Source organism: Streptomyces sp. A18, assembly GCF_059026065.1.
On the sequence record NZ_JBWLKL010000050.1, the window covers coordinates 12443 to 37526 of the forward strand.

Sequence of the window (25084 nt, forward strand, 5' to 3'; positions counted from 1 at the left end):
TTCCCCGGGGCGGGGGATCGAGGGGAAGGATTATGAGCTACCGCCCTCGGAAGATCCCACACTCTGCCGTTCGAGTTCTCGCGGCAGGGCGAACCGCATTCGTTCTGTCACCGGTTCGACTTCGTGCACATCGCTGTAGCCGCGCGCATCCAACCAAGCCAGCACTCCCTGGACCAGTTCTTCCGGCACGGAGGCTCCGCTGGTGACGCCGACAGTGGTGACGCCTACAAGCCAGCCTTCCTCAATGTGTTGGGGGTAGTCCACCAGGTGAGCGCTGTGGGCGCCGTACTCCTTGGCCACCTCGACAAGGCGTACCGAGTTGGAGGAATTGGTCGAGCCGACCACGATGACCAGTTGCGCCTCCGCGGCCATCACCTTCACCGCGACCTGCCGGTTCTGTGTCGCGTAGCAAATGTCGTCCGACGGTGGGTCCATCAATTTGGGGAATCGCTCACGGAGCGCCGCGACCGTGGCGAGGGTCTCGTCCACCGAGAGGGTGGTCTGCGACAGCCAGGCCACCCTCTCGGGATCCCGGACATGCACGTCGGCCACTCCGTCCGGGCCGTCGACCAGGTGGACGTGGTCAGGAGCTTCTCCCGAGGTTCCGATGACCTCTTCATGCCCTTCGTGCCCGATCAGCAGGATGTCGTAATCAGCCTTGGCGAAGCCGATCGCCTCCCGGTGGACCTTGGTCACCAGTGGGCAGGTGGCGTCGATGGTCTTCAGGCCGAGATCTCTGGCTTCCTCGTGCACCACTGGGGCGACCCCGTGCGCCGAGAAGACGACGACGGCACCCGGCGGGACTTCGTCCGTCTCCTCGACAAAGACCGCACCGCGCTCTTCGAGGGTCTTGACCACATGTACGTTGTGGACGATCTGCTTGCGTACATATACAGGTGCGCCGTACTTCTCCAGCGCTACTTCGACCGTTTGGACGGCTCGGTCCACGCCGGCACAGTACCCACGTGGCTTGGCGAGCAGAACGCGTCGCTTGGCAGACAACGTAACCCCTTCAGATCTATTCGGGCAGGCCGCCGTCGTCCCCCAGCGGGTCGATGCCCATCTCCTCGGCGATGCGCATGGCCTCACCGATCAACGTCTCGACGATCTGGGACTCGGGCACAGTCTTCACGACCTTCCCCTTGACGAAGATCTGCCCCTTGCCATTGCCGGACGCCACACCGAGATCGGCTTCACGCGCTTCGCCTGGCCCGTTGACCACGCAGCCCATCACCGCGACGCGCAGCGGGACAGGGAAGCCCTCCAGCGCCGCTGTGACCTCCTCGGCGAGCTTGTAGACATCGACTTGGGCACGGCCACACGAGGGACAGGAGACGATCTCGAGGCCACGTTTGCGCAGCCCGAGCGATTCCAGGATCTGTGTACCTACCTTGACCTCTTCGACGGGCGGTGCCGACAGAGAGACCCGGATCGTGTCACCGATGCCCTCGCTCAGCAGGGCACCGAAAGCAACGGCTGACTTGATCGTCCCCTGGAACGGGGGACCTGCTTCCGTGACCCCGAGATGGAGCGGATAGTCGCACTGCGCGGCAAGTTGGCGGTAGGCCTCGATCATCACGACCGGATCGTTGTGCTTGACCGAGATCTTGATGTCCTGGAAGCCGTGCTCCTCGAAGAGCGAGCACTCCCAGAGCGCCGACTCCACCAGCGCCTCGGGCGTCGCCTTGCCATATTTCTTCAGCAGCCGCTTGTCGAGCGATCCGGCGTTCACGCCGATGCGGATGGGCGTACCGGCCGCGGCGGCCGCCACAGCGATCTCCTTGACCTTGTCGTCAAACTGCTTGATGTTGCCCGGATTCACGCGCACCGCCGCGCAGCCCGCGTCGATGGCGGCGAACACGTATCGCGGTTGGAAGTGGATGTCCGCGATCACGGGGATCTGTGACTTGCGCGCGATCTCGGGCAGCGCGTCGGCGTCGTCCTGCGACGGAACCGCCACGCGCACGATCTGGCAGCCCGACGCGGTCAGCTCGGCGATCTGCTGCAGGGTCGCGTTCACATCGGACGTCAAGGTGGTCGTCATCGACTGCACGGACAGAGGGCTGTCGCCCCCCACCGCAACCGAACCCACCATGATCTGCCGAGACTGCCGCCTCTTCGACACGGCGCGTGGCTGCGTCTGCGGCATTCCGAGGTCGATGCTCACGACACAACCCCAGTGGAGATGTGCGGTGCGGGGGCACCGCTGACGGACAGGGTGATTCGCATGGACAACAGTCCTCTCATGCGTGCAGCGATGCCGGTCGGCCGTTGACCACGGTGGTCATCGGACCGTGGGCGAGGCGTGTGATGTCCTGTGCGATGCCCTGCGCCGTGAGCCCGATATCGGAGAGGATCTCCTCGCGCTTGGCATGGTCGAGGAACTCTTGAGGAATACCGAGCGTCCGAACCGGTGTGGGCACCTCCGCGTCCCGGAGCGCCCGTGCGACCGCGTCGCCGACGGCTCCTACGCGTCCGTTGTCCTCGACTACGGTGACAAGCCGGTACCGGCGCGCCGCGTCGACGAGTGCGGGGTCGAGCGGCTTGACCCACCGGGGATCAACGACCGTCACTCCCAAGCCGTGCGCCGTGATCAGGGACGCCGCCTCCTTGCAGACCGCGGCCATCGCGCCGACGGCCACGACGAGTACGTCCTCGGGTTCTCCCGCGACCCGCCCCAGTCCTGGAGTTTGGACCAGCACATCCATGCTGCCGAGCTTTCCGACGGCCTCCAGATCAGAGCAGACCCCTCCCTTGGGGAAGCGCAATGCTGTCGGGGCGTCCCCAACCGCGACAGCTTCGCGCAGTAGTTCGCGAAGCCGGGATCCGTCACGGGGGGCCGCGACGCACAGGCCGGGCACGAGCTGGAGGAGCGACAGGTCCCACATTCCGTTGTGGCTCGGCCCATCGGGGCCGGTCACTCCCGCTCGGTCCAGCACGAAGGTGACGGGTAGCTGATGCAGGGCGACGTCCATCAGCACCTGGTCGAACGCCCGGTTCAGGAATGTCGCGTACATCGCGACCACCGGGTGCAGGCCGCCGACCGCCAGGCCTGCCGCGGAGGCTGCGGCATGCTGCTCCGCGATCCCCACGTCGAAGACCCGGTCGGGAAAGGCCTCGGCAAAACCGGCAAGCCCTGTTGGGTGCAACATGGCAGCGGTCATCGCCACGACATCAGACCGTTCAGCACCGATCTTCACCAGCTCGGAGCCGAACACCTTGGTCCACGACGTGGAGGACCCCGCCCGCGACTTCCCGGTCATCGGGTCGAAGGCACCGGGACCATGGAAGCAGTCCTCGACGTCCTTCTCCGCCGGCCGGTATCCGTTGCCTTTCTTCGTCACGCAGTGGATGATCACCGGCGATCCGAAGTCGCTTGCACTGCGCAGAGCCTCTTCAAGGACGTGGACGTCGTGACCGTCGATCGGACCGACGTACTTCAGACCGAGGTCCTCGAACATCGCCTGAGGCACCAGGACGTCCTTCAGCCCCTTCTTCAGACCGTGCAAAGCCTCGTAGACGGCCGAGCCCGCGACCGGGGCGTGCGGCATGAACCGCTTGACGAAGCTCATCGCGTTCTCGTATCCCGGATCCAGCCGGAGGGACGCGAGGTGGCTGGCGAAGCCGCCGATGGTCGGAGAGTAGGACCGACCGTTGTCATTGACGACGATCACGACCGGCCGGTCCTCACCGGCGGCAATGTTGTTCAGTGCTTCCCAGGACATTCCGCCCGTGAGCGCACCGTCCCCCACGAGGGCGACCACCCGGCCGTCCAGACCGCGCAGTTGATGGGCCTTGGCCAACCCATCAGCGTACGAGAGCGCGGTCGAGGCGTGGGAGTTCTCGATGATGTCGTGCTCGGACTCACTCCTGCTCGGGTAGCCGGACAGTCCTCCGCGCTGGCGGAGCAGCGCGAATCCGTCCTGCCGCCCCGTGAGCAACTTGTGTACGTACGCCTGGTGTCCGGTGTCGAACAGCAGCCGGTCCTTGGGTGATTCGAATACCCGGTGCAGCGCGATGGTGAGTTCCACGACGCCGAGATTCGGCCCTATGTGTCCCCCGGTCTTAGAAACCGCGGACACCAGGAAATCGCGGATCTCAGCCGCAAGGTCCGGCAGCTGCGAAGAGTCCAGCGCCCGTACATCCGCCGGGCATTGAATCTTCTCCAGTAGGCCCATATGCGCTTCCCCTCCGCGAAAAAGACGATGCCGACCACGGTAGGGACGCCATCTCGCGACCGCCACCATTGTCCAGCACAGCGGAACACCTCTGGTCGCGAGTTTCCGGGACGCCATAGTCTGATGTCTTGCTCATGGAGCGGTCCGCAACCAGTCATTGATAGCGACGGAGTGACAGTTCGTGTCCGATGGAATCCTTGATCTCCACACCGAGCAATTGTCGGAGCTGCGTGGCAATTCGCTGACAGAATCGATCACTGCATCCGGGGGCCGCGCCGTCCTCGCTAGCGTCCCGTCCGACGGAACCCTGGCAGGCAAGGCCCATCACATCGAGCTGGCCAGGGCTTTCGGAGCGGATCTCGTGGTTCTCGGATTCATCGAGCGAGTGTGGGGCGGAGACTCCTGGGATCTCCCCTCCCTCGGCCGGTACGCCGACCTTCACGCCCTTGCCCAAGACACGGGCAGGCCCATTGCCGTCGTGCTCGAGTCCGGAGACGTACCAGAACCGCGGCGAGCGACACCCTGGACCGCACAACGGCTGGCGGATCAGGGCGCGGCGATGATCTGCGTGACGGCTAGCCCGACTTCATCCGCCACCTGCGCCGAGCTCGCACGCGACATCACGAGGATCCGGGCAGTCGTCGGTCCCGATGTGGTGCTTTGGTCGGCAAGGGCACCTCGTGGCGGCCCACTCGCCCCCTCAACCTCCACTGCGAGACCCCTGTTGCGGCTGGTCGAGGCCGGCTCGGACGGCGTACTTGTGGCTCTCCCTGGCCCTCGTGAGGAGGCCGCCGTGGAGCAGGCTGTCGTGAGCGGTCTTGCTGCGCGTCGCGCCGGCGCCGTCGTAGCAGCCGTCGTCGGTGCGGGAGGAGCAGAAGTCCGCGTGGACGAGATACCGGATCAGATGCTCGCGGCACGGGAGATGGGAGCGGACGCGCATCTCCTGGGCGATCTCCACAGCGGCCTTCCGTCGAGCCCGGAGCTCTTGTACGCCTGCTCGGTGACACTGCGCGGGCAGGACCTCACATGGCAGCGCATGGCGAAGGCCGGCCCTGGCACAGGCTCTCTCACCGCTCCCAGCTCAGCGGGGTATGGCACCGCTTTGCGCTTGCCCGAGACCGGGTGACGGCTCTCGCGTCGGAGGCCACACAGCGCGACGCCGACACGGTCGTGAAAGGCGAAGCACGGGCGACAGGTCCGCTGGATCCCCGTCGCCCGTGCCGGCGTGCTGCCCTCTTTTCGCTGCGCCTTCAGACTGCCGCCCCGTTCTGCGGCGACAGCGCTGCTATGAGGGGGTGGTCATGGTCGATCGGACCGGTCTTGGTGGCACCACCCGGCGAACCAATTTCCGCGAAGAACTCCACGTTCGCCTGGTGATAGTCCTGCCACTCCTCCGGGATGTCGTCCTCGTAGAAGATCGCCTCAACCGGGCAGACCGGCTCACAGGCACCGCAGTCGACGCATTCGTCCGGCTGGACGTACAGGGCGCGTGATCCCTCGTATATGCAGTCGACGGGGCATTCTTCGATGCAGGCTTTGTCTTTCAGGTCGACGCATGGCTGCGCAATGACGTAAGTCATCTGTAGTTCCTTCTCGTTGATCCCCCGGTGGACGACCGTGGGGTTCTCCACGAAATCCGAAGCATCGCCCCGTCAGACGTTACAACGGCGGTGTCGGCCTGGACGTTTTCACCGCGATCTTGTACAGAAGACGCGCGAATTCTTTTCGCTCGACACCGGGATCGACCATGGCCGCCAGTTCGTCGCAGTGCTCCTGCAATCTCTGTAGGTATCCGTCACGGTTCTGCTCTGCGGCATAGAGAGCCTCGGCAAGTGCTTCGCTGTTCCCCGCGGGAAAGTATCCGGGGTAGTCGTCACCGAGCAGTCCGATGCTGCCAGGGATGGCAGACGAAATGACGGGGACGCGCGCGGCGAGCGCTTCGGAAATGACGTTCGCCCCACCCTCATGGAGCGAGGCCAGCACGAGGAGGCGGCTGCGTGCAAGCACCGTCAGTGCATCGTCACGAGAGACGGCACCCAGCCAGTCGTAGCGCGTGTTGGCATCCGACTCGGCCGCCAGTTCCGCAGCGAGTCCCTCGTCTCTCGATTCTCCCGCGTGAGTGACCCGGATCTTCGAGTCAGCCGGCAGCAGCCGCACCGCGGCCGCGAGTCGTAGCGGGTCCTTCACCGGCCGCACGTGCGCCAGGAACGCCACCTCGAAACAGTCTGTACGCGGCGGCAGTGCTTGCACCGCAGGAACCGACTGCACGATCACCTCGGCCCGCTCGGCGAGAGGGCGGGGTAGCTGGGCGAGACCGAGTCGTTGCAGCACGATGAAGTGGTCCGCCAACGCCAGGACATCCAGATCGACATCTGAGGCGTCGAGGTCGGGATACAGGTCTGTTCCTGTCAGGGCGATGACAATGGGTGCGCCGGGGTGGTTCGCGTGAAACGCCCGTACGGCGTCGGCGCTCTTGCGGGCATGCAGCGCCAGCAAAGCGTCGTACGAGCCGGGGCGATAGCCCTGGCTGATCTCCACGGGGTGGCCGAGGTCACGGATGATCCCGGCCCATCGCCGCGCCGACACACCATTCCCGTGGGTGCTGTCGGTCGCTGTCGGAGTGACCAGCAGGATCATGCCTCGACCGCACAGGTGCGCAGGCCACCGAGCACGTCTCGCCGGTCAGGGGGGAAATAGTTGCGCATGGTCGAGCGCACGTAGCGGCCACGTGTCGCCCAGGCCCCTCCCCGTAGCACCTTCCGACTCCCGAAGAACTGCTCCGAGTTGTCGTGGTACGAGTCGCGCTCGAAGTTGGGATAGGCCGAGAAATCACTCGCGGTCCACTCCCAGACGTTGCCGATCATTTGACGGCAACCGACGGGGCTGTCCCCAGCCTCACAAGCGCCGACATCCGCAGGGCCCATGCCGCGCCAGTCCGTTGCAGCGTTCTTCGCGCTGGCAGCGTCCTCGCCCCATGGATAGCACGCCTTCGGCGCCGTGCCTCCCGTCGCGGCGAACTCCCACTCCGACTCTGTGGGAAGCCGACGGCCGGCCCACCTCGCATACGCGTCGGCCTCCCACCAGCACACGAAATGCACCGGGTAGTTAGGCTCCAAGTCCACCCACGTGTCGAAGTGCCGACGCTGGAAGCCGTCAGCGGAGGTCCCCCGCCAGTACAGGGGATGCTTCGCACCGCTAGCCGCGAGCCAGGAGCCGCCGTCGGACCACAGCCGGGGGTCGTCGTATCCGCCGTCCTCAATGAAGTCGGCGAACTCGGCCTGGGTCACCGCTGACTTCGCGATGGAGAACGGCCCGACCCTCGTGACGTGCGCCCACTTCTCGTTGTCGTAGACGAACGGGTCACGGCGCAGGGCTCCGAGCAGGAATTCTCCGCCGTCTACACGCGCATCGCCGGGGTGTGCGCCCGCGCCCGCACCATGGGGAGCCTCGGTGTCGGTGAGACCGGGCAGCCGTGGCGGCGCATACCCGAGGGCCTGCCTCGTATAGGTGAAGGCCTCTGTGTGCGTGTCGTAATGGTGCACCGTGTAGCGCGCGAAGTGGCGGACTACATCCGTGGCTTCCTTGTGCGCGACCTCCTCCGCGACTCGCTCGGCCACCGTGCGCATGTACGCGATCGTGTCCTCGCGCGAAGGCAAGACGAGGCGCCACCGGGTGTCGTGCGGAATGGCGCCCGAGTCGTAGATCGAGTCGGCGTACGGAAGAACGGGGTCCCGGCCGCAGGCATCGCGGAGCACGAACTTCTCCTGGAACCACGCCTGGTGGCCGATCTCCCACAGCAGCGGATTCACCGTGGGCAGCATCGGGCCGCGCATCTGCTGCTCATCGAGATCCGTCACGAGCTGGATGGCACGCTCGCAGCCGTCAAGTACCCAGTCGGCCAGTTCATCGGGCACGGGGGCGTTCGCTTGAATGTCAGTTCCAGACATGCCTCATGCCCTTCCGGTTCCGGCAGTGCTCGCCTCGTCGTCGACCAGCTTCAACCAGCGTGCCAGGGCCCGCTGGGCGTAGGTATGCGCGATCAAGTCATCGCTGTAGTAGAGCTGGTCGTAGTACAGACCGACCATGCTCTGCCGCCAGGACCCGCGGACGTCCTGGTGGTCGACCAGCCATTCGGCGGCGCGGACCATGTGGTCATCCCAGGGCGACTCACCGGCCCTCAGCAGGGAGTACAGCGCCCATCCGGTCTCCTCGGCCGTACCGCCGTCGGGAGCACCTTCCACAACTTTGGCAGGCCAGGCTCCGTCCGCGCGCTGGTTGTCCAGCAACCACTCGCGCGCCTTCGTCGGTACAGGGCCTGTCACATCACCGAGTTCGGAGTACGTCTCGAGCACTTTCGCCGTGCCGTGCGTCGAGTCACGGAACCAGAGCGAGGGCAGCGAACCATCGGCCTGCTGTGACGTCTCGAAGTATCCCAGCGCCCTGTCGATCGGGGACTTATCGCCTCGCCCAATGCCGAGCTCCTTGAACGCCATCGCCACATGCGACGTGACGCCGGTGCACGGCCCGTCATGGACCATCGAGGAGTTGCGGACCCACTCCGACCACGAGCCGTCCTTGTTCTGCATCGAGTACAGCCACCGCAGGGCCTTGCGCACGGCTGGGTGCCGCCGCGGCAGGCCGAGCATGGACAGCGCCGTGAGCACCACGGCTGTGTCCTCCGACTCCGGCCAGCCGGACGGGTTGGCCCACGACCAACCTCCGGATGGCAGTTTGAGCGGTTCGAAGGGGCCATTCCACTGGCCCGACAGGAGCCAGTCGCGGGTCCGACGCAGTCGGGGTTCCGCAGCGACGTCACTGCTCTCCGACAGGGCGAGGACCGCGTACGACGTGACTGCGAGCTCCAGGTCGCGGTCGATCGCCCAGGAGCCGTCATCGCGCCGTGTCAAGGTCAGGTAGTCCAGGCATCCGCGTTGGATGTCGGGACCGACATCCTCACCTGCAACCCTCAGGCCGGTGTAGACGAGCGCAGCCATGAGCGGGCATTCCTCAATGCCGCCGTTCGTCCCCATGGCGCCACGGAGCCAGTCCAGGCCCTTCTGTTCGGCCATGCGCTGCACCATCCGACGTGCTCGGTTGGCCGGCAGCTGACGTGACTGGCCGATGCCAAGAGCGATGACGCCGGGCAACGCGATGGACGCCCTGTTGCGCTGGCTCGGGGGCAGCAGCATGACTTCCATGGGCTGGACCGGCTGCTGCTCGACATCACGGAGCCCTTCCATCGCCCAGGTGATGGCCACCAGTTCCCGCCAGGTCCTGATGTTCGGGAAGACCGCGGCTTCACCCCCGTTGGCTTCGATGAAAGCCGCGCCTCTGTCGATGCTCTGGCGGGCTCCCTCGGGGTCGAGCACCTTGAGTGCGGCAAGGGCGAATGCAGTGACGCTGATGTCTGAGGGCGGATCGGCGTCGGCCACGCTCCATCCGCCGTCCTCGCGCTGGTTGGCTCGGAGCCAGTCGAGACCGGCGCGGATCTCGAGTGCGTACTTCTTCCGGCTCGCTCGGGCAAAGGCCAGTACTGCCAGGGCTGTCGGCATCGCCGAGGACGACAACCGGTCTGTCCAGCCCCCGTCGTCCCGCTGCTGCGAGTACAGGTAGTCCGTACTCCTGGTGACGGCTTCGGCCACGCGTTTCTTCAAGGTCTCGGAACTCACGCTTGAACTCCTGTGGAGGATCGCTCTGGGCACGGACGCCGAGGTGACCTTCCGCGGAAGCCCCGGCAGATGTGCGAACCGGTCGGCGGTAACCGGCCGTTGAGGCCCGGCTGCCGCCGACCGGTGGTTACGCGAGGGCAGACGCGGTGACGGGTGTGAAGGACAGAGTCATGTCCTGAATCGCGTGGACTGCTTCCGGCATGTACGTGGGCGGGTCCAACGTCAGCTGCGGGTTGGCAAGTCGACGTGCGAACGTACTGAAGACCACTTCCCCCTGCATACGGGCCAACGGCGCACCCAGGCAGTAGTGGATACCGCCGCCGAACTCCAGGTGGCGATTGTCGGTGCGCGTGATGTCGAAGCGGTCGGGATCCGGGAACCGCGCGGGATCGCGGTTCGCTGACGCCAGCCAGAGCAAGAGGGGCGTGCCCCGTGACACCGTGGTGCCGTTGATCTCCAGGTCCTTGGCGGCAACCCGTCGAGTGAACTGGATCGGCGAGTCATAACGCAGAACTTCCTCGACCGCCGAGGAGGCCAGATCCGGCTTGTCCCGAAGCAGCTGGAGCTGGTCGGGATTCCGCAGGAAGGCCAGCATGCCATTGGCGATGAGGCCGATCGTCGTCTCATGTCCGGCCACCACCATCAGCCGGCACGTGTCGTTGATCTCCGATGTGGTCATCTCGCCGCGCTCTTCGGCGTCAAGCATGACCGACAGCAGGTCGTCGCCGAGGTTGCTCCGCTTCTTGGCGATCTGCCGGTCGAAGTACGCCGTCATCTCATCCTGCACGCCGGCGCTGTAGTTGAGGCAGGCGCCCGCCCCGGCCGGCGCTTCGAAGTCACAGCACAGCTGGGACCGCTTCCACGCCACTTCACCGAGGTGATCCTCTGCCGGGATACCCAGCAACGTACAGATGACCTTGATCGGGAGGGGGTATGCAAGCTCCTCGATCACTTCGATCTCACCACGCTCGGCAACCGAATCGAGCACTTCGTCGACCACCTGCTGCGCCAGCGGCCTGAGGCGCTCGATACGCCGCGGGGTGAAGACATCGCTCACCACGGCGCGCAGCCGCGTGTGGTCCGGCGGGTCCCGGTGCAGGAAGGACCGCTGGCCAAGGGTGTCGACAAGATTCTGCGGGAGAGAACCCGCAGCGATCTGAGCCTGCTGGCCGGCACCGTGACCGTCATCGCTGCTGACGTCCGGATGGCGCAGGGCTGCGGACACGTCCGCGTACCCCATCATCACCAGAGTTTCGCCCAGTTGGTGCACAGGGCGCTCCCGCAGCAGCTTTTGGTACAGCTCGTAAGGCTCAACCATTACGTCGTGTTCCGCGAAGTACGGAACGATGGTCGGCTCCGTCTCCGCCTTTGCCAGCGCGGGGATGTCCTCCGCCTTCTTGCCTGGGAACAGCTTCTTTTCGATCAGTCCCATCCGGAACCCATCCTCCCCAAATACGTTAATCCACGTATCTTTGTAGAAAGACTAGATGCAACTCCCACACCCGTCAATGTGGTTCAGAAACCGAGCAGGGCGAACAACAGCCTCAGCGGAGAAGCCCACCCGCTCGCGCTGCGATCGTGCGGGCGATGCCTGCGGCGTCCTGCCCTACTCCACCCATGAGGTGGGATGCAACAGTCGCCTGGAACGGCAGGCCCAGGACATACAAGCCCGGCTCACCCTGGACAACCCCGCTGCGATGGCGAGGGATTTGATCCTGCGCGAAGAATGGCAGGTCGACCCAGGAATAGTCGGGCACGAAGCCTGTGCACCAGACGACGGCGTCAGCGTTCTGCACCCGACCGTCGGCGAGCAGCGGGCGACCGTCCTCCACGCCGACGACACGGGGCACTCGACGCACACCGGCACGGCGCAGGTCGTCGGGTCGGACACTGATCAGAGGGTGCCCGCGCCCCGTCCCCGAGGCCGCAATACCTCGTCCAGGCCAGGAGTTGACGGAGAGCCGCCCCATCATGCGATAGACGGCAGGTCCCATTGGGAAGGGCACATAGCCAGTGTCGGGCCCCGCGAGCCTGGTCTCGCGGTAACTGGCCAGTTCCTGCGCTATCTCAGCACCAGAATTTCCGGCACCCACCACAAGGACGGCACCGTCGGTCAGCTGACCTGGGTTGCGGTAGTCCGCCGAATGGAGCTGCATGACGGTCGGATCAAGCTTGGCCGCAAATTCCGGTATGCGCGGGGCGGTGAAGGCCCCAGTAGCCAGGATTACGTGTGCAGCCTCCATCTGATGCGTACCCACGGTGACCACGTAGCGATCTTCGTGCCGTGTCAGTGCATCGACTCGACAACCGAGGCGTACTGGCAGATCGAAAAGCGCCGCGTAGGTTTCGAGGTAGTCGGCCAGCTCGTCCTTGGACTGATACCGGCCGTCGGCGGCTGGGCACGCCATACCCGGCAGGTGTGAGAACGTCGCCGGCGTGAACAGCTTCAACGAGTCCCAACGGGAGCGCCAGGAGCAGCCGATGCGCTCCGCGCCCTCAAGGACCACGAAGTCCTGACCTTGTCGGGACAAGTGGTAGGCGGCGGCCAAGCCGGCCTGACCGCCTCCTATCACGATCGTGTCGAACCGTTCGACACTCACATTGACCGCTTCACACCGAAGGATTCCGCCTGGCCCTCACGACCGGCGCCACCTTCGACTCGGCCGGTCACCATGTAACCGGCAACTTGATCGGTGCGTTCAGCATGGACCCCACGGTCCACTCCAACTCGCCCGGTGGAACCGTGAGTTGCAGGTTAGGGAATCGCTTCGCCATCGCTTCGAAGGCCACCATCATCTCTGCTCGCGCCAGTGCGGCGCCCAGGCAGAAGTGCGCGCCGTAGCCGAACGTCATGTGCCCCGCATCGCTGCGCTCGGCGTCGAAAACGAGCGGGGCCATCCGGCCGGTGGGGTCGAGGTTGGCCAGGTTCAGGCTGACGAGTACCTGTTCGCCCGCCTTGATGTGCTGACCGGCGAGTTCCGTGTCGACCTTCGCGGTTCGCCAGATCGACGTGTCGATGGGTGGCTGGTGACGGAGCACTTCTTCGACGACCTGGTCCATGGGGACCACGCCGGAGGCGATCCGCGACCATTGCTTACTGCCGGCGAGCACCATGACTCCCCTGGTGATCGCCTTTGCCGTCGTTTCGTGTCCAGCAATGATGATCAACCCAGTCGTGGCGATGAGTTCATCCTCACTCATCGCGTCGCGACCGTCACGGGCCCTGATGAGATCCGAGAGGAGATCGTCGCCCAGGTTCTGCCTCCGGTCGGCGACGAGTCTCTTGATGCAGCCGTGGATCCCCACCACAGCACCTTCGATCTCTTCGCTGGTGCTCGTACTCAACGAGATGAAGATCTCGGACCACCGGCGGATATCGGCCTTGTCTTCGTCGGGCACTCCACCGAGCACTCTGAAGATCACCGACATCGGCAGCGGAAGCGCGAGAGTGGAGATGAGGTCCGCGGGCGGCCCCGCCTCCTCCACGTCATCGAGCAGCGAGTCCACCAGATCCCTGATGGCCGGAACCATGACCTGGATTCGACGTGCGGTGAAGACCTTCGCGGCAAGCCGACGGATTCGCGTGTGCTCGGGTGGATCCATACCCACCATGGGGACCGCGGCCTTCGCCCGTTCGTCGTCGACGTTGGGATCGGGCTGGCTCGTGAAACGTCCGGGCTCAGAGAGGACCTCGCGGACCTCCTTCTCGCCCGCTATCAGCCACGCGTCGTTGCCGCCCGGGCCGACCACGCGTAAGACGGGGTTGTCGCGCGTCGCCTTCAACAGCAGTGGATCAGGTAGACCCTCCGGCGTCAGCGGTCGAGGAAATGTCATGCCCTGCACCGGACAGTCGCTCATCCCAGCCCTCCACGAGCTCGTCATCGGCCACCGCCTCAGGACGGGACCTTATAACGGTAATCCTAAGAACATTGGAGATACGAAGTGAGCGGGACCTTAGCACGCTGCCGGGATCTGCCATAAGCCCTCCAGTGCGCGAGGCCCCGCTCAGTAGCGCACCTACTCGTCGCCGGTCAGCGCGAAGAAGATGTCCTCGAGGCTGCTGCGCTCGGACCCGAGTTCGTGGATCTCCAGCTGTGCCGACGACGCAATCCGGCCGACCTCAGCCACGTCGAGCCCCCATACCCGAACGAGGTCCGGCGCGGCGCGATCCGCGCGAACACCGCTGGACATGCGCTCGGCCAGAAGGGCGCAGAGAGCGTCGGCGTCCGGAGTTCGGACCATCACCACGGTCTCCTGGCCGCTGGACACCTCCGCGAGCGTCCCCTCGCGGATCAACTTTCCCTTGCTGATGACCACGACGCGATCCACCATCTGCTCAACCTCTGACAGCACATGGCTCGACACCAGGACGGTTCCGCCTTGGTCCGCGAACTCCCTGAGGAGCGCGCGCATCCAGATGATCCCCTTCGGATCCAGACCGTTGGCCGGCTCGTCGAGCACGAGGACCGAGGGGTCGCCAAGCAGCGCCGCGCCCAGGGCAAGCCGTTGCCGCATACCCAACGAATAACCCTTCACCTTGCGGTCAGCGGCTTCGGCCAGGCCGACGCGCTCCAGCACTTCGTCGGCACGTCGGGCCGGGAACCCGTTGACCGTACACAGGACACGCAGGTGACCTTTGCCGCTGCGGCGCGGGTGGAAGCCGGAGGCATCGAGGGCAGCGCCCACTTCACCGCTGGGCGAGGCCAGCTCGTCGTAACGACACGCCCCAATGGTGGCCGTGCCCGAGTCTGGACGCACGAGACCCAGCAGCATGCGCAAAGTAGTGCTCTTCCCTGCGCCGTTGGGCCCCAGGAAACCCGTGACCGACCCAGGCTCCACCGCGAAGGACAGGCCGTCGACAGCCTTGACGTCGCCGAACGTCTTGGTCAATCCGGAGATTTCGATCCGAACGCTACTCTTGCCCATGAGGACAGCTCTCCATCGTGAGTCGGAACACTGCGTCGGGGTGCGGTAGATGCATCGCCCCGGGTACTGCCGACATTCGGTGGACACCGCACAGCGGGGCTCATCCCTTGCCCGCCACGCTGACGGTCACTCCACCCCACCGCTATGGGGCATCTGCTGCGATCGGTTAAGATGCCGCGTGGATAGGGATCCTACAACATGGTGAATTCAATACACAATGTTCCGAGTGCTATGACTGCGACGAGCCGAACAGCGGCGCTCGACCGCCTGCTGACCCTGTCGGGACGCCTGACAGAGGTGATGGATCAGGGAATGTCAGGGCGAGGCCTGAGTCGCCCGCAAGCGACGCTGCTCATGGTGCTCCATCACAACGGCCCCACGGTGCAACGCGGATTGAGCCAGGCGCTGGGGGTGACCCCGCGCCATGTCACAGGGCTTGTCGACGCACTTGAGGCCGACGGCTGGGTCGAGCGTCGGCCGCACCCCACAGATCGCCGCGCCTCCATGGTCACGCTCACCGAGCAAGGCGAAGCGGCGGTCGCGACCATGAACGGTGATCGCCAGGGCTGGGCGGAGCAACTGTTCGCCGACGTGCCGGAGTCTGACCTGACCACATTTATCGCGATCCTCGACACCCTCGACAAGACCGTTCCGCGAAGGAACGACGACCCGCAGTGCGGGGGCTGACCGCCCGAACGTCCTTACTCAGTACGCACGGCGCCACCCCAGGAGGGTGCACTCGACCAGAGTGCACCCTCCTTCCATATTCCAAATATTTTTGTAATCATGCACAACGGTACCTCTTGCCTCTCCTCCTCGATGAAGCCGACAGCCCGTGCCCCGCACTGGCTCGTTCGCTAGCGATAAGGGCTCAAGTGCATGAAGATGACCGAAAACCACCCCAAGCTTCCCTTCGCCAGGTCGAGCATCCTCGACCTGGCTCCTCAGTTTTATGAACTGCAAGAGAACGAGCCGGTCTGCGGAGTTGAGACGCCCACCGGCGACTTCGGCTGGCTGGTGACCAGGCATGCCGACGTGAAGGCGCTGCTGGCGGATCCACGCCTCGGACGCGGGCACTCCGATCCCGATCGGGCTGCCCGCTACTCCAGGTCTCGGCTCGAAGGAGGGCCGCTAGGCGATCCGGAGACCGAGGACGTCGAGTACGGCCGTATGCGGAGCCTGTTGTCTCCGTCGTTCGCCCCTCGGCGCATGCAGGCAGTGCACTCCCAGATACTCGCCCTCGTCGACGACCTCTTCGACCAAGCGCTGCAACAGCCGCGGACGGCCGACTTCCATGAGGCGATCGCGTTCCAGTTGCCCGTCATGGTGATATGCCGTCTCCTCGGCGTTCCCACCGACGACCGAGACCGATTCAGAGGCTGGCTCGACGCTGCGACCGCACTGTACGACCAGAGCGAGATCGCGAACGGCTACGTAGCTCTGATGCAGTACACCGATGAACTGGTACGCCTGAAGCAGAAGCAGCCGGGCGAAGACATCATCTCCGACCTGCTCGCGGCGGTCGAGGAGTCCGAGGTGTCATCGAAGCTCCCGCAGCTGGTGGCCGGCCTGCTCTACGCCGGCTACGAAACCACTGTCGAGCGCCTCGGCTTCGGCGCGCTGCATCTGCTGGCCAACCCTGATCAAGCGGCCCTGCTGCGCAAAGACCCCGCGCTCATACCTTCGGCGGTCGAGGAGGTTCTCCGGGTCGCGGCGCCCAGCCGTCCGCCCCGCATCGCCTACGCCCGCGCCGACCTGGAAGTCAGTGGTGTCCACATCAAGACGGGCGACCTGGTCATGCTGGCGATCCAAGCGGCCAACCACGACCCTCGCGTCTTCGACGAGGCCAGCAGCTTTGACGTCACACGGAGCCCCAACCCGCATCTCAGCTTCGGCTATGGGGGCCATTTCTGCCTCGGCGCCAGCATGGCCCGGATCGAGTTGGAAGCGGTCTTCTCCGCACTCGTACGGCGAGAGCCGACGCTGCGTCTCGCCGTGCCCGTCGAAGACATGCTCCAGCACGAGAACCCGACCACCGGCGGCCTGAGCGCGCTGCCCATCACCTGGTGAGAGAGAGCATGCACATACCGATCCGGCGACGTATATGGACCTCGATCGCCGCAGCAGGACTGATCACGACCCTGGTGCCGCTCTCGGCGTCAGCAGGCACGGATTCGGTCGACAGGGGACCCGCCAAATCCGCCAAGGCGTCAGAGTCGCGGCCGTTCCCCGGCCGTCTCGGACCTCAGAACCCGTTCGTGGCGCCAGGAGGCGTCGGCACCGCGCACAACGACAGCCAGTCATCCGATTCGACTCCTCTCCCTGGCCCCGGCGCCGGCCCGTACGACACGGCGATGGTGAATGGCTCCACGTGCCCCTCGACCGTGATGGACCGCAAAGGGTTCCTGGTCGGACTGTGCATGGATGGGCACGACAAGCCGAGCATCCGGCTCATGGATCCCAAGACCTTGAAGGTCCTGGCCTCCCTGCCCCAACCCCCGACCAGTCAGTACGGCGTCCACTTCTACATCGACCCGCGCGACCGCACCGTAATCTCAAACGGCGACGGCCACGTACTTCGGGTGAAGCACCGTCAAGATTCCTCCGGAGCCTGGGATCTGACCGTCGAGGACGACTGGGATCTGAGTCGGCAGGTGACATCCCATTGCGGCACCCCACGCTGCGACTACCTGGTCAGCGTCAAGCCCGATTGGTCGGGCCGCATCTGGTTCTCGTCCCTCGAAGGGGTCGTGGGCACGCTGGATCCGCGCACCGGTGCCGTGCGAACCATGCATCTCCCCAAGGGCGAACGGGTCGTCAAGGCGATCTCCACTTCGGTCAGGGGCGTTGCCCTCGCCTCCGACTACGCCGTCTACCTTCTTCGCGCGGACAGTCGAGGCCGCCCGCGGATCGTGTGGCGAGAGACGTATGAGCGTGACGAGGTAGTCAAGCCCGGTAAATGGACCAGCGGAAGCGGCACCTCCCCGAGCTTCTTCGGCCCTGGCGACGATCGATACCTCGCCATCATGGACGGAGGCGCCCCGCGCGAAAGTGTCCGCGTCTACCGCGCCAACGGGTCCAAGGCCGACCGACTGGTGTGCACCGTCCCGGTGTTCGGTGAGGGAACAAGCAGCACCGACGACACATTCATCGCCGCAGGTCGCAGCATCATCACCGTGAACACCAACGGATACAACTACTTCGACTACACACCGAAGCCACTGCCCGGCGGAATGACCCGGATTGACGTGCGCAAGGACGAATCTGGCTGCGACGTGGTCTGGAACAACCCGACCTCCACCACCACGATGGCCAAGCTCTCCATGACCAAGGGGATCGTCTACAACTTCGAGCGCACCGTCTCGGACGCCGGCGTTCCCACGTATTCATTTATGGCTATCGACGCCCACACGGGCCGGACACTCAGCAGGACGCCACTCGGCAAGCACTTCATCTACGAAGGGCTCCAGCTCAACGGCATGTTGGGCCCTGACGGCAGCTACTACCAGGGGGTGCTTGGCGGCATGATCCGCATCAGCCCAGCTGCGGACTAGCACTTCGGGTACTCCGCGGCTGGACTGTCGCGGAGTACCCGGCCACTACGCACCAGCCTCCCAACCTTTACGCTCCTCACTTCATTATGTACTCTCTTCATTAATATCGAAGAGAGATGAGGCACGATGACCGAGCACGTCCAGACCCTGACGGAGGCGGACTTCGACCCCCAGGTAGCCAGCGCCCCGCAGCCGATCCTTGTCGACTTCTGGACCGAGGACTGTGCGCCCTGCAAAGCAATTGCTCCTCTGCTCGAGGAACTTGCCCAGGAACACCGAGGAAGGCTGCGGGTGGGCAAAGTGCGACTCGATGACGCTCCTGGTCTCGCGCGCCGCTTCGACATCATGAAGATCCCGACGCTGATCGTCTTCGTCGACGGAGAACCCGTGAAGCGCGTGGTCGACATCGAACACAACGCGGATCTCATGGATGCACTCGCGGAGTACCTGCGCTGAACCCTGCCCTGAAATGCCGAAGCTCCTTCTCGATCACGGTCGAGAAGGAGCTTCGGCTTCGCCGCAAGAGCGCTACCAGGCCACCAGAACCTCGTGGAAGCCAGCCGTCAACTTGCCCCTGCGGGCGGGCATCTCCTCGACCGGCACTGCGGCACGAAGGCTTGGGAAGCGCGGCAGCAGACGCGAAAAGAGGATCTCCAGCTGGAGACGAGCCAGAGGCGCGCCCATGCAGTAGTGGTCGCCCTGGCCGAAGGCGATATGCGGATTCGGGCTTCGGCGGATGTTGAAGGTATCCGGATCCGGGTGGACGCTCCCATCGCGGTCAGCTCCCGGCCGCTCGAGCAGAACGAGCTCGCCGGCCCCTATCTGCACCCCGGCGACCTCGATGTCCTGCTTCGCGTACCGCGGCGCCCAACCCTCGGAATGCGGTGCGATACGGAGTATCTCATCGAGGGCACTCGGCAGCAGGGACATGTCCTGGAGCAGTTCCCGGTGCTGCTCAGGATTCGACAGGAGCAGCACCACACCAATGTCGATCATCGGGATGGTGGCTTCATGGCCAGCGAACACCATCATCATCGATTGGCGCGTGATGTACTCGTCGTCGAGACTGCCGCCCTCGGCCTTGCAGAGAGTTGACGTCAGATCGCCTCCGGGATCCTTGCGCTTCCTCTTGGTCAGCTCACTCATGTACCCGTACAGCGACGCCAGGGAGGACTGGGACTGCTCCCCGTCCGTCATGTCCGAGATCCCGAGGGACAGTTCACGTATGAGTCCGTGGTCCTCGGTGGGCACGCCCAGCAATTCGCAGATGACCAGCGCCGGCAGCGGAAACGAAATGATCGAGTGCAGGTCGGCCGGCTGTGGGGATGTTTCCAATTCGTCGAGCAGCTGATCGGTCAGCTGCTCCAGGCGCGGACGCAGCACCCGCATCCGCTTCGGCGAGAAGTACGGCTGAATCAGGCTGCGTTGCTTCGTGTGGTCCGCCTCTTCGGTCTCGTACACACCCGACGGGCCACCGAACCAGACCGAATCGCTCACCCTCGGCGCATTATCGGGGTCCGGGTGTGCATAGCCGAGCCGCCGGTCGGCCATCAGCTGCTTCACCACGCTGTGGCCCAGAGCAAGCCATGCCTCATCCCCTGCGGGAGTGCGGACACGGTGGATCGGAGCCTTGTCTCGCATCTCGCCGTACCGCGGGGGCACGGCCAGCCCGTGCGGGCAGCCGAATGGCAACTTGGGCAACTCATCGGTGGTCATGGGTTCCTCCCCTTACGTGGTTCAGAATGTGGCGGCAGTTCCGGCGAGGCACTACCAGGTGACCGGGAGCTCGTGGAATCCGGCGGTGAGCAGCCCGCGGCGGATGGTCATCTCCTCGACCGGCACCGCGGGGCGCATGCGGGGGAACCGCGGGATCAGACGGGAGAACAGCACCTCGAGCTCCAATCGCGCCAACGGTGCACCCATGCAGTAACGCGGTCCGTAGCCGAATGCGAGGTGCGGGTTGGGGTTTCGGCCTATGTCGAACTCGTCAGGCCTGGCGTGAACTTCACCATCACGATCCGCGCCCGGCCGTTCGAGAAGCACACACTCACCCGCCCGAATGGTCACGCCCGCGACGTCGATGTCCTCGCGGGCGTAGCGCAGCGCCCAGGCCTCCGCATGCGCGGAAGCACGGAGGATCTCGTCGACCGCGCTCGGCACCAGGCCCGGATCCTCCAGAAGCGCACGGTGCTGGACCGGGTTGGTGAGCAGGAGCAGGACACCCAAGTCGATGCTGGTGACCGTCGTTTCATGTCCGGCGAAAACCGTCATCATGGCGAGGAAGGTGATGTGCTCGTCGTCGAGGCTTCCGTCTTCGGCAGCACAGAGGACCGAGATCAGGTCGTCGCCAAACTCACCATTCTTCCTCTTCCGGCAGGTGAGCTTGTGCATGTAGTCGTAGAGCGCGGCAAGGGACGTGCCGGATCTTTCCTGATCTGCCATGTCGGAGATCCCGTCGGACCATTCGCGGATACGGGATCGGTCCTCCGGGGGCACACCAAGCATCTCGCAGATCACGAGGGCCGGTAGCGGGAAGGCCAGCACCTCATGGAGATTGGCCGGCTGAGCGCTCGCGGCCAACTCGTCGAGAAGCTCGTCAACCAGGGCCTCGATCCGCGGGCGGATGGTCCGCATGCGTTTCGGTGAGAAGTACGGCTGCAGCAGGTCGCGCATCCGCGTGTGGTCAGCCTCTTCGGTCTCGAAATTGCCGGCAGGCCCGCCCAGCCAGGCAGAGTCGCTGACCCTGGGCGCTTCATCCGGAGTTGGATGGGCTCTGCCTAACCGCTTGTCAGCGAAGAGTTGCTTCACCACGTCGTGGCCGATGGCGAACCAAGCTTCATCACCAGCTGGAGTGATCACTCGATGGATGGGGCCTTGTTCCCTGAGCTCGCGGACCCTGGGCGGTATGGACAGGCCGTCGGGACGGGCGAACGGCAGCCGAGGCAACTCGGCGGAGGTGCTCATGGGTTCCTCCCGCGTCAACTTAACTTCGGTATGTATATCGTAGAGTTAACACTGCGAAGTAGACAACGGCCTTCGAAGGAGAACCGTGTCAGCGACGAGCAAGTCAGCGCAGCCGGCAGCCGCCGGTGGTGAGCGGCGCCTACGGCGACCCGAGCGCCGCGAACAGATCCTGGCTGCTGCCACGCGCGCCTTCTCGCGGGCCGGGTACGCAGACACAGGACTTGACGCCATCGCGACCGAGGCAGGCATCACACGGGTACTGCTCTATCGGCACTTCGACTCGAAGAGCGACCTCTATCGCGCCGTGCTCGACAGGGCCTTCGCCCGGCTCTCGCACGCCGTGGGGGAGGGCGAGTTCAGCGGAGACAGCATCCCCGCTCTGCTCCGCGCGGCCGCCGAGGACCCGGAAGGCTTCCGCCTCCTCTTCCGGTACGCAGCCCGAGAGGCAGAGTTCCGCGACCAGATGGACCGCTTCAGCGCCGACGCCGAAGCCGCGGCAGCGCACTACCTCTCAGCCGCAATCCCCGAGCCGGCCTGGGCCAAGTGGGCCTCACAACTGGTCCCCACCCTGGCCATTGAAGCCGTGCTCTGCTGGCTCGACTCAGGGCAGCCGGACCCTGAAGTCGCGGCGCGCCGTATCGATCAGGCCATCCGGGGAGTGATCGCCGCGGTTACCGACAACTGAAGCGACTTCACATAACACTATGCAATGAGTTCACCATGTTCTATGCTCACGATCCATGCGAACCAGCAGCCCGCTCTGCCCTCAAGGATGTGAGCTCCTATGCGACGCCTGATCGCCGCAGAGTTCCAGAAGATGTTCACGACTCGCCTATGGCTATGGCTACTCCTCATCTCCGTGTGGCTGACGTGGGTCTTCGTCTACATCGCCATCGAGTACGGCGATGAGGCGGGCAATATGCAGCCGCCACTGGACACGGCCGCCGGACAGCGGACAGTCCTAGCCGCCTCAGTCATGGGCGCAGCACCACTACTCGCCGTACTGGCCGCGATCGGCATGACCGGGGAGTATCGGCACAAGACCGCGACCTCGACCTTCCTCGCGACGCCGAGGCGCGATCGCGTCATCCTCGCCAAGATGGTGACCTACCCGCTCGTCGGTGTCGTGTACGCCTTGGTGAATTTCGCAGTCGCGGCGGCGATCGCTGTGCCGTGGCTGTCTTCGAAAGACATCGACGTCTCCCTGACAGGCAGTGGCATTCCCGGTGCGCTGCTCGGGGTCATCATCGCCATCATGCTCTTCGGTGTGGTGGGCGTGGCCCTCGGAGCACTGATCCGCGACCAGGTGGGGACCGTCGTCGCCCTACTCCTGTACACACTGCTCATCGAGGGGCTAGTCGCCCGCATCTCGGCGCTGGGCGACGTGGCAAGCTATCTTCCCGGCGTCGCGGAACGAGCTCTCGCCCAAGTGCACCAGTGGGACGTCGAGTTCCTCGCCCCCTGGCTGGGCGGCATCGTCCTCGCGGCATACGCCGCGGCACTCGCTGCAGGCGGCGTCTTCCTCGCCAAGAGGCGCGACGTGACCTGACGCCCCTCACCCCCTGGTCAGCCTGCCCGGCAGCGGATCCCCCGCCTCTGCCGGGCAGGCTCTTTTCATGCCCGCACAACTGGGACTCAAGGTGACGTCTCCATAGCTCTACAGCTGCGGACCCTTCATCAACAGGCAAAGCTTGCAGCGACCTTGGTCGCGCCACGGGCCGGCCACCGAACGCCGCCTTCAACTCCCCGTTGTGGGCAAGCAATTCACCCACCTCCAGATGCCCTCTCGCACGCCGTGCGCGAACTGCTCGTCGAGAGCCCCGCCGCACGTGAGGCATGCAGCGACAGCAGCAGGTGCATCCTCGCGCGCACCCTTCCCTCGGCGAGCAGCCACCTGCTAGGTTCACGCAAGAACGTAATTCCAAAGACCTTTGGAGCAATGATGAATACTCCAGTGGCCCAGCTCCCCCGGCTGACCTCGTTGTCGCCGGGCGCAGGTTGCGCATGCAAGCTGCCCCTGTCCAAGCTCGAAGCGCTGTTCTCTTCACTGACACCCGGCCTCCAACCTGCATCCGGAGATCTCCTCATCGGGGCACTCGAGGGTGACGACGCTGCCGTGCTGCGCCTGGACGACGAGCGGGCGATCGTGCTGACCACGGACTTTTTCACTCCGATCGTCGACGATGCGCGGGACTGGGGGCGCATCGCCGCGGCCAACGCCCTGTCCGATGTCTACGCCATGGGCGGGAAACCGTTGATCGCCGTCAACCTCGCCGCATGGCCGGGCAGCGATCTGCCGATCGAAATGCTGGGCGAGGTCTTGCGCGGTGGTGCGGAAGTCGCCACCTCCGCAGGCTGCCCAGTGGTCGGCGGACACACCGTGGACGATCCGGTACCCAAGTACGGGATGGCGGTCGTCGGCCTGGCCCACCCAGACCGGCTCTTCGCCATCGACAAGGTGAAGGACGGTGACCAGCTCATCCTCACCAAGGCCATCGGCACAGGTGTCATCTCGACGGCCCTCAAACAGGGAGCCGCCTACAGCTCCTCGATCCAGGCCGCAGTCGATTCGATGACGCTGCTCAACGCCGGCGCGAGCGAGGCCGCACTGGAGGCGGGTGTCCGGGCCGCAACCGATGTCACCGGATTCAGCCTGCTCGGCCACCTCCATCGCATGGTGAGGGCCAGCGGCCTCTCCGCAACGATCGACGCACAAGCGGTCCCCCTGCTCCCCCAGGCCACCGAACTCGTCGACCAGGGCTTCGTCTCCGGCGGAACCCGCGCGAACATGTCCACGCTCAAGGACGCGATTGACGTCGAGGGTTCCGTTTCGGAGGCCGTGTCGACGCTGCTCTTCGACGCGCAGACTTCCGGAGGCCTCTTGCTGGCCGTGCCGGAGGGCGACACCACCCTGCTGAAGGCCCTGCAGGAGCAGGGACTGCCGGCGGCGGTCGTCGGCCGCGCCGCGAAGGGGCAGCCGGGCGTCGTCTCCGTCAAGAATTCCCCCGCGTAGGCGGGAGTTGTTCGCTCCTGCGGCTGGCGTAGCCGTGTTTCATGTATATACTTCATCATGAACTGGCTACGCCATTCCACAGGGGCGTGAGCGAAGGAGCGGGGGTCATGTCGACTAACCGTCCGGTATTTGGACGCCTCTACCCTCGGATGAACCGCGCCATGGAGAAGGCCGGAATATCCGAGCACCGCAAGAATCTGCTCACCGGACTGACGGGCGTAGTCCTCGACGTCGGCACAGGGGACGGCTCCGGATTCGAACATTATCCGCCGGAAGTCGTGAAGCTGGTGGCGGTTGAGCCGGAACCTCACCTCCGCAAAGTCGCACAGCTTCGAGCCGATGAGGCACGATTTCCGGTCGAGGTTGTCGATGCCACAGCTGATGACCTCCCCTTCCCCGCGGCGCATTTCAATGCGGCAGTTGTTTCGCTCGTCCTTTGCTCCGTGCCGGATCAATCAGCTGCGTTGACTGAGATCTCTCGAGTTCTGCGCCCCGGCGGAGAGCTGCGATTCTTCGAGCACATTAAGGCAGATAGCCCGCGCCTGCGCCGCACTCAGCGTGTACTGGACGCCACCATCGGCCCTGCGATGTGCGGTGGATGCCACAGCGGACGCGATACTCTCGCAGAAATTGAAAGAGCGGGCTTCCGCATCGAGAACATCGATAGGTTCCAATTTCCCGAAACGCCGGTCCCCATACCTGCATCTCAGCACGTCCTCGGTATCGCAACCATCTCTGAGTAACCTCCAGCAGGGATCACACGCACGACGCCGCCAAGTC

Annotated in this window: 22 protein-coding genes; 9 read left to right on the forward strand and 13 right to left on the reverse strand. The window is 65.0% G+C overall.

From position 1 onward, the window contains the following. Positions 1-30 precede the first annotated feature (30 nt). From AC5P1C_RS38965 to dxs, 3 genes are all read right to left on the reverse strand, one after another. Positions 31-1002 (reverse strand): 4-hydroxy-3-methylbut-2-enyl diphosphate reductase, encoded by a 972-nt coding sequence (locus AC5P1C_RS38965; protein ID WP_493870715.1) that lies wholly within the window; start codon positions 1000-1002, stop codon positions 31-33. A 16-nt stretch (positions 1003-1018) separates the two neighbouring features. Then, entirely contained in the window at positions 1019-2149 is a 1131-nt protein-coding gene (gene ispG / locus AC5P1C_RS38970) for a flavodoxin-dependent (E)-4-hydroxy-3-methylbut-2-enyl-diphosphate synthase (RefSeq protein ID WP_493870743.1), read from the reverse strand. Between the two features lie 94 nt (positions 2150-2243). Continuing rightward, positions 2244-4178: a 1-deoxy-D-xylulose-5-phosphate synthase gene (gene dxs / locus AC5P1C_RS38975; RefSeq protein ID WP_493870716.1), complete on the reverse strand. Its 1935-nt coding sequence runs from the start codon at positions 4176-4178 to the stop codon at positions 2244-2246. Between the two features lie 181 nt (positions 4179-4359). On the opposite strand from dxs, the gene AC5P1C_RS38980 reads away from it, so the two are divergent. Then, entirely contained in the window at positions 4360-5304 is a 945-nt protein-coding gene (locus AC5P1C_RS38980; RefSeq protein WP_493870717.1) for a DUF7916 family protein, read from the forward strand. A gap of 124 nt (positions 5305-5428) precedes the next feature. Here AC5P1C_RS38980 and fdxA read toward each other — a convergent pair whose 3' ends face one another. The 8 genes from fdxA to AC5P1C_RS39020 all read right to left on the reverse strand — a co-directional run bounded on the left by fdxA (position 5429) and on the right by AC5P1C_RS39020 (position 14773). Further along, positions 5429-5758, reverse strand: coding sequence for a ferredoxin (gene fdxA / locus AC5P1C_RS38985; RefSeq protein ID WP_493870718.1), 330 nt, complete (start codon positions 5756-5758; stop codon positions 5429-5431). 79 nt (positions 5759-5837) lie between these two features. Next, positions 5838-6815, reverse strand: a complete 978-nt coding sequence (gene senB, locus AC5P1C_RS38990) for a selenoneine biosynthesis selenosugar synthase SenB (RefSeq protein ID WP_493870719.1) — start codon at positions 6813-6815, stop codon at positions 5838-5840. Beyond that, positions 6812-8125: a selenoneine synthase SenA gene (gene senA / locus AC5P1C_RS38995; protein ID WP_493870720.1), complete on the reverse strand. Its 1314-nt coding sequence runs from the start codon at positions 8123-8125 to the stop codon at positions 6812-6814. Before senA ends, senB begins: the two co-directional genes overlap by 4 nt. Before the next feature lie 3 nt (positions 8126-8128). Then, positions 8129-9988 carry a prenyltransferase/squalene oxidase repeat-containing protein gene (locus AC5P1C_RS39000; protein WP_493870744.1) on the reverse strand — a complete coding sequence of 620 codons (1860 nt, stop codon included), beginning with the start codon at positions 9986-9988 and terminating at the stop codon, positions 8129-8131. Next, complete coding sequence (locus AC5P1C_RS39005) at positions 9975-11279, reverse strand: cytochrome P450 (RefSeq protein ID WP_493870721.1); 1305 nt, start codon at positions 11277-11279, stop codon at positions 9975-9977. The genes AC5P1C_RS39000 and AC5P1C_RS39005 overlap by 14 nt, the downstream gene beginning before the upstream one ends. A gap of 112 nt (positions 11280-11391) precedes the next feature. Next, the gene (locus tag AC5P1C_RS39010) at positions 11392-12447 is read right to left on the reverse strand and encodes a flavin-containing monooxygenase (RefSeq protein ID WP_493870722.1); all 1056 of its coding nucleotides are present in this window, start codon (positions 12445-12447) and stop codon (positions 11392-11394) included. 67 nt (positions 12448-12514) lie between these two features. Beyond that, complete coding sequence (locus AC5P1C_RS39015) at positions 12515-13705, reverse strand: cytochrome P450 (protein ID WP_493870723.1); 1191 nt, start codon at positions 13703-13705, stop codon at positions 12515-12517. 159 nt (positions 13706-13864) lie between these two features. Continuing rightward, positions 13865-14773, reverse strand: a complete 909-nt coding sequence (locus AC5P1C_RS39020) for an ABC transporter ATP-binding protein (RefSeq protein ID WP_493870724.1) — start codon at positions 14771-14773, stop codon at positions 13865-13867. Positions 14774-15004: 231 nt separating this feature from the next. Here AC5P1C_RS39020 and AC5P1C_RS39025 point away from each other — a divergent pair, with 231 nt between their 5' ends. The 4 genes from AC5P1C_RS39025 (at position 15005) to AC5P1C_RS39040 (ending at position 18783) form a co-directional block, all read left to right on the forward strand. After that, on the forward strand, positions 15005-15460 hold the full coding sequence (locus tag AC5P1C_RS39025) for a MarR family winged helix-turn-helix transcriptional regulator (RefSeq protein WP_493870725.1): 456 nt from the start codon (positions 15005-15007) through the stop codon (positions 15458-15460). Positions 15461-15652: 192 nt separating this feature from the next. Continuing rightward, entirely contained in the window at positions 15653-16843 is a 1191-nt protein-coding gene (locus tag AC5P1C_RS39030) for a cytochrome P450 (RefSeq protein WP_493870726.1), read from the forward strand. 8 nt (positions 16844-16851) lie between these two features. Further along, a complete protein-coding gene (locus tag AC5P1C_RS39035; protein WP_493870727.1) occupies positions 16852-18327 on the forward strand; it encodes a hypothetical protein in 1476 nt (491 codons plus the stop codon). A gap of 126 nt (positions 18328-18453) precedes the next feature. After that, positions 18454-18783, forward strand: coding sequence for a thioredoxin family protein (locus AC5P1C_RS39040; RefSeq protein ID WP_493870728.1), 330 nt, complete (start codon positions 18454-18456; stop codon positions 18781-18783). A gap of 72 nt (positions 18784-18855) precedes the next feature. Here AC5P1C_RS39040 and AC5P1C_RS39045 read toward each other — a convergent pair whose 3' ends face one another. Together AC5P1C_RS39045 and AC5P1C_RS39050 are read right to left on the reverse strand one after the other, a co-directional pair. Further along, positions 18856-20043 (reverse strand): cytochrome P450, encoded by a 1188-nt coding sequence (locus AC5P1C_RS39045; protein ID WP_493870729.1) that lies wholly within the window; start codon positions 20041-20043, stop codon positions 18856-18858. A 51-nt stretch (positions 20044-20094) separates the two neighbouring features. Beyond that, positions 20095-21291 (reverse strand): cytochrome P450, encoded by a 1197-nt coding sequence (locus tag AC5P1C_RS39050; RefSeq protein WP_493870730.1) that lies wholly within the window; start codon positions 21289-21291, stop codon positions 20095-20097. Positions 21292-21376: 85 nt separating this feature from the next. Between AC5P1C_RS39050 and AC5P1C_RS39055 the strand changes: the two genes are divergently transcribed. The 4 genes from AC5P1C_RS39055 (at position 21377) to AC5P1C_RS39070 (ending at position 25047) form a co-directional block, all read left to right on the forward strand. After that, entirely contained in the window at positions 21377-21976 is a 600-nt protein-coding gene (locus tag AC5P1C_RS39055) for a TetR/AcrR family transcriptional regulator (protein WP_493870731.1), read from the forward strand. Between the two features lie 99 nt (positions 21977-22075). Then, a complete protein-coding gene (locus AC5P1C_RS39060; protein ID WP_493870732.1) occupies positions 22076-22840 on the forward strand; it encodes a hypothetical protein in 765 nt (254 codons plus the stop codon). Positions 22841-23233: 393 nt separating this feature from the next. Next, entirely contained in the window at positions 23234-24304 is a 1071-nt protein-coding gene (selD, locus tag AC5P1C_RS39065; protein WP_493870745.1) for a selenide, water dikinase SelD, read from the forward strand. A 107-nt stretch (positions 24305-24411) separates the two neighbouring features. After that, on the forward strand, positions 24412-25047 hold the full coding sequence (locus AC5P1C_RS39070) for a class I SAM-dependent methyltransferase (RefSeq protein ID WP_493870733.1): 636 nt from the start codon (positions 24412-24414) through the stop codon (positions 25045-25047). Positions 25048-25084: the final 37 nt, after the last annotated feature.

What these genes read in the sequence shown, in the direction of transcription:
- ispG (WP_493870743.1), bottom strand. Translation starts at nt 2,149, where the DNA reads ATGCCGCAGACGCAGCCACGCGCCGTGTCGAAGAGGCGGCAGTCTCGG.
- dxs (WP_493870716.1), bottom strand. Translation starts at nt 4,178, where the DNA reads ATGGGCCTACTGGAGAAGATTCAATGCCCGGCGGATGTACGGGCGCTG.
- fdxA (WP_493870718.1), bottom strand. Translation starts at nt 5,758, where the DNA reads ATGACTTACGTCATTGCGCAGCCATGCGTCGACCTGAAAGACAAAGCC.
- senB (WP_493870719.1), bottom strand. Translation starts at nt 6,815, where the DNA reads ATGATCCTGCTGGTCACTCCGACAGCGACCGACAGCACCCACGGGAAT.
- senA (WP_493870720.1), bottom strand. Translation starts at nt 8,125, where the DNA reads ATGTCTGGAACTGACATTCAAGCGAACGCCCCCGTGCCCGATGAACTG.
- AC5P1C_RS39005 (WP_493870721.1), bottom strand. Translation starts at nt 11,279, where the DNA reads ATGGGACTGATCGAAAAGAAGCTGTTCCCAGGCAAGAAGGCGGAGGAC.
- AC5P1C_RS39015 (WP_493870723.1), bottom strand. Translation starts at nt 13,705, where the DNA reads ATGAGCGACTGTCCGGTGCAGGGCATGACATTTCCTCGACCGCTGACG.
- AC5P1C_RS39020 (WP_493870724.1), bottom strand. Translation starts at nt 14,773, where the DNA reads ATGGGCAAGAGTAGCGTTCGGATCGAAATCTCCGGATTGACCAAGACG.
- AC5P1C_RS39025 (WP_493870725.1), top strand. Translation starts at nt 15,005, where the DNA reads ATGACTGCGACGAGCCGAACAGCGGCGCTCGACCGCCTGCTGACCCTG.
- AC5P1C_RS39030 (WP_493870726.1), top strand. Translation starts at nt 15,653, where the DNA reads ATGAAGATGACCGAAAACCACCCCAAGCTTCCCTTCGCCAGGTCGAGC.
- AC5P1C_RS39035 (WP_493870727.1), top strand. Translation starts at nt 16,852, where the DNA reads ATGCACATACCGATCCGGCGACGTATATGGACCTCGATCGCCGCAGCA.
- AC5P1C_RS39040 (WP_493870728.1), top strand. Translation starts at nt 18,454, where the DNA reads ATGACCGAGCACGTCCAGACCCTGACGGAGGCGGACTTCGACCCCCAG.
- AC5P1C_RS39045 (WP_493870729.1), bottom strand. Translation starts at nt 20,043, where the DNA reads ATGACCACCGATGAGTTGCCCAAGTTGCCATTCGGCTGCCCGCACGGG.
- AC5P1C_RS39050 (WP_493870730.1), bottom strand. Translation starts at nt 21,291, where the DNA reads ATGAGCACCTCCGCCGAGTTGCCTCGGCTGCCGTTCGCCCGTCCCGAC.
- AC5P1C_RS39060 (WP_493870732.1), top strand. Translation starts at nt 22,076, where the DNA reads ATGCGACGCCTGATCGCCGCAGAGTTCCAGAAGATGTTCACGACTCGC.
- selD (WP_493870745.1), top strand. Translation starts at nt 23,234, where the DNA reads ATGAATACTCCAGTGGCCCAGCTCCCCCGGCTGACCTCGTTGTCGCCG.
- AC5P1C_RS39070 (WP_493870733.1), top strand. Translation starts at nt 24,412, where the DNA reads ATGTCGACTAACCGTCCGGTATTTGGACGCCTCTACCCTCGGATGAAC.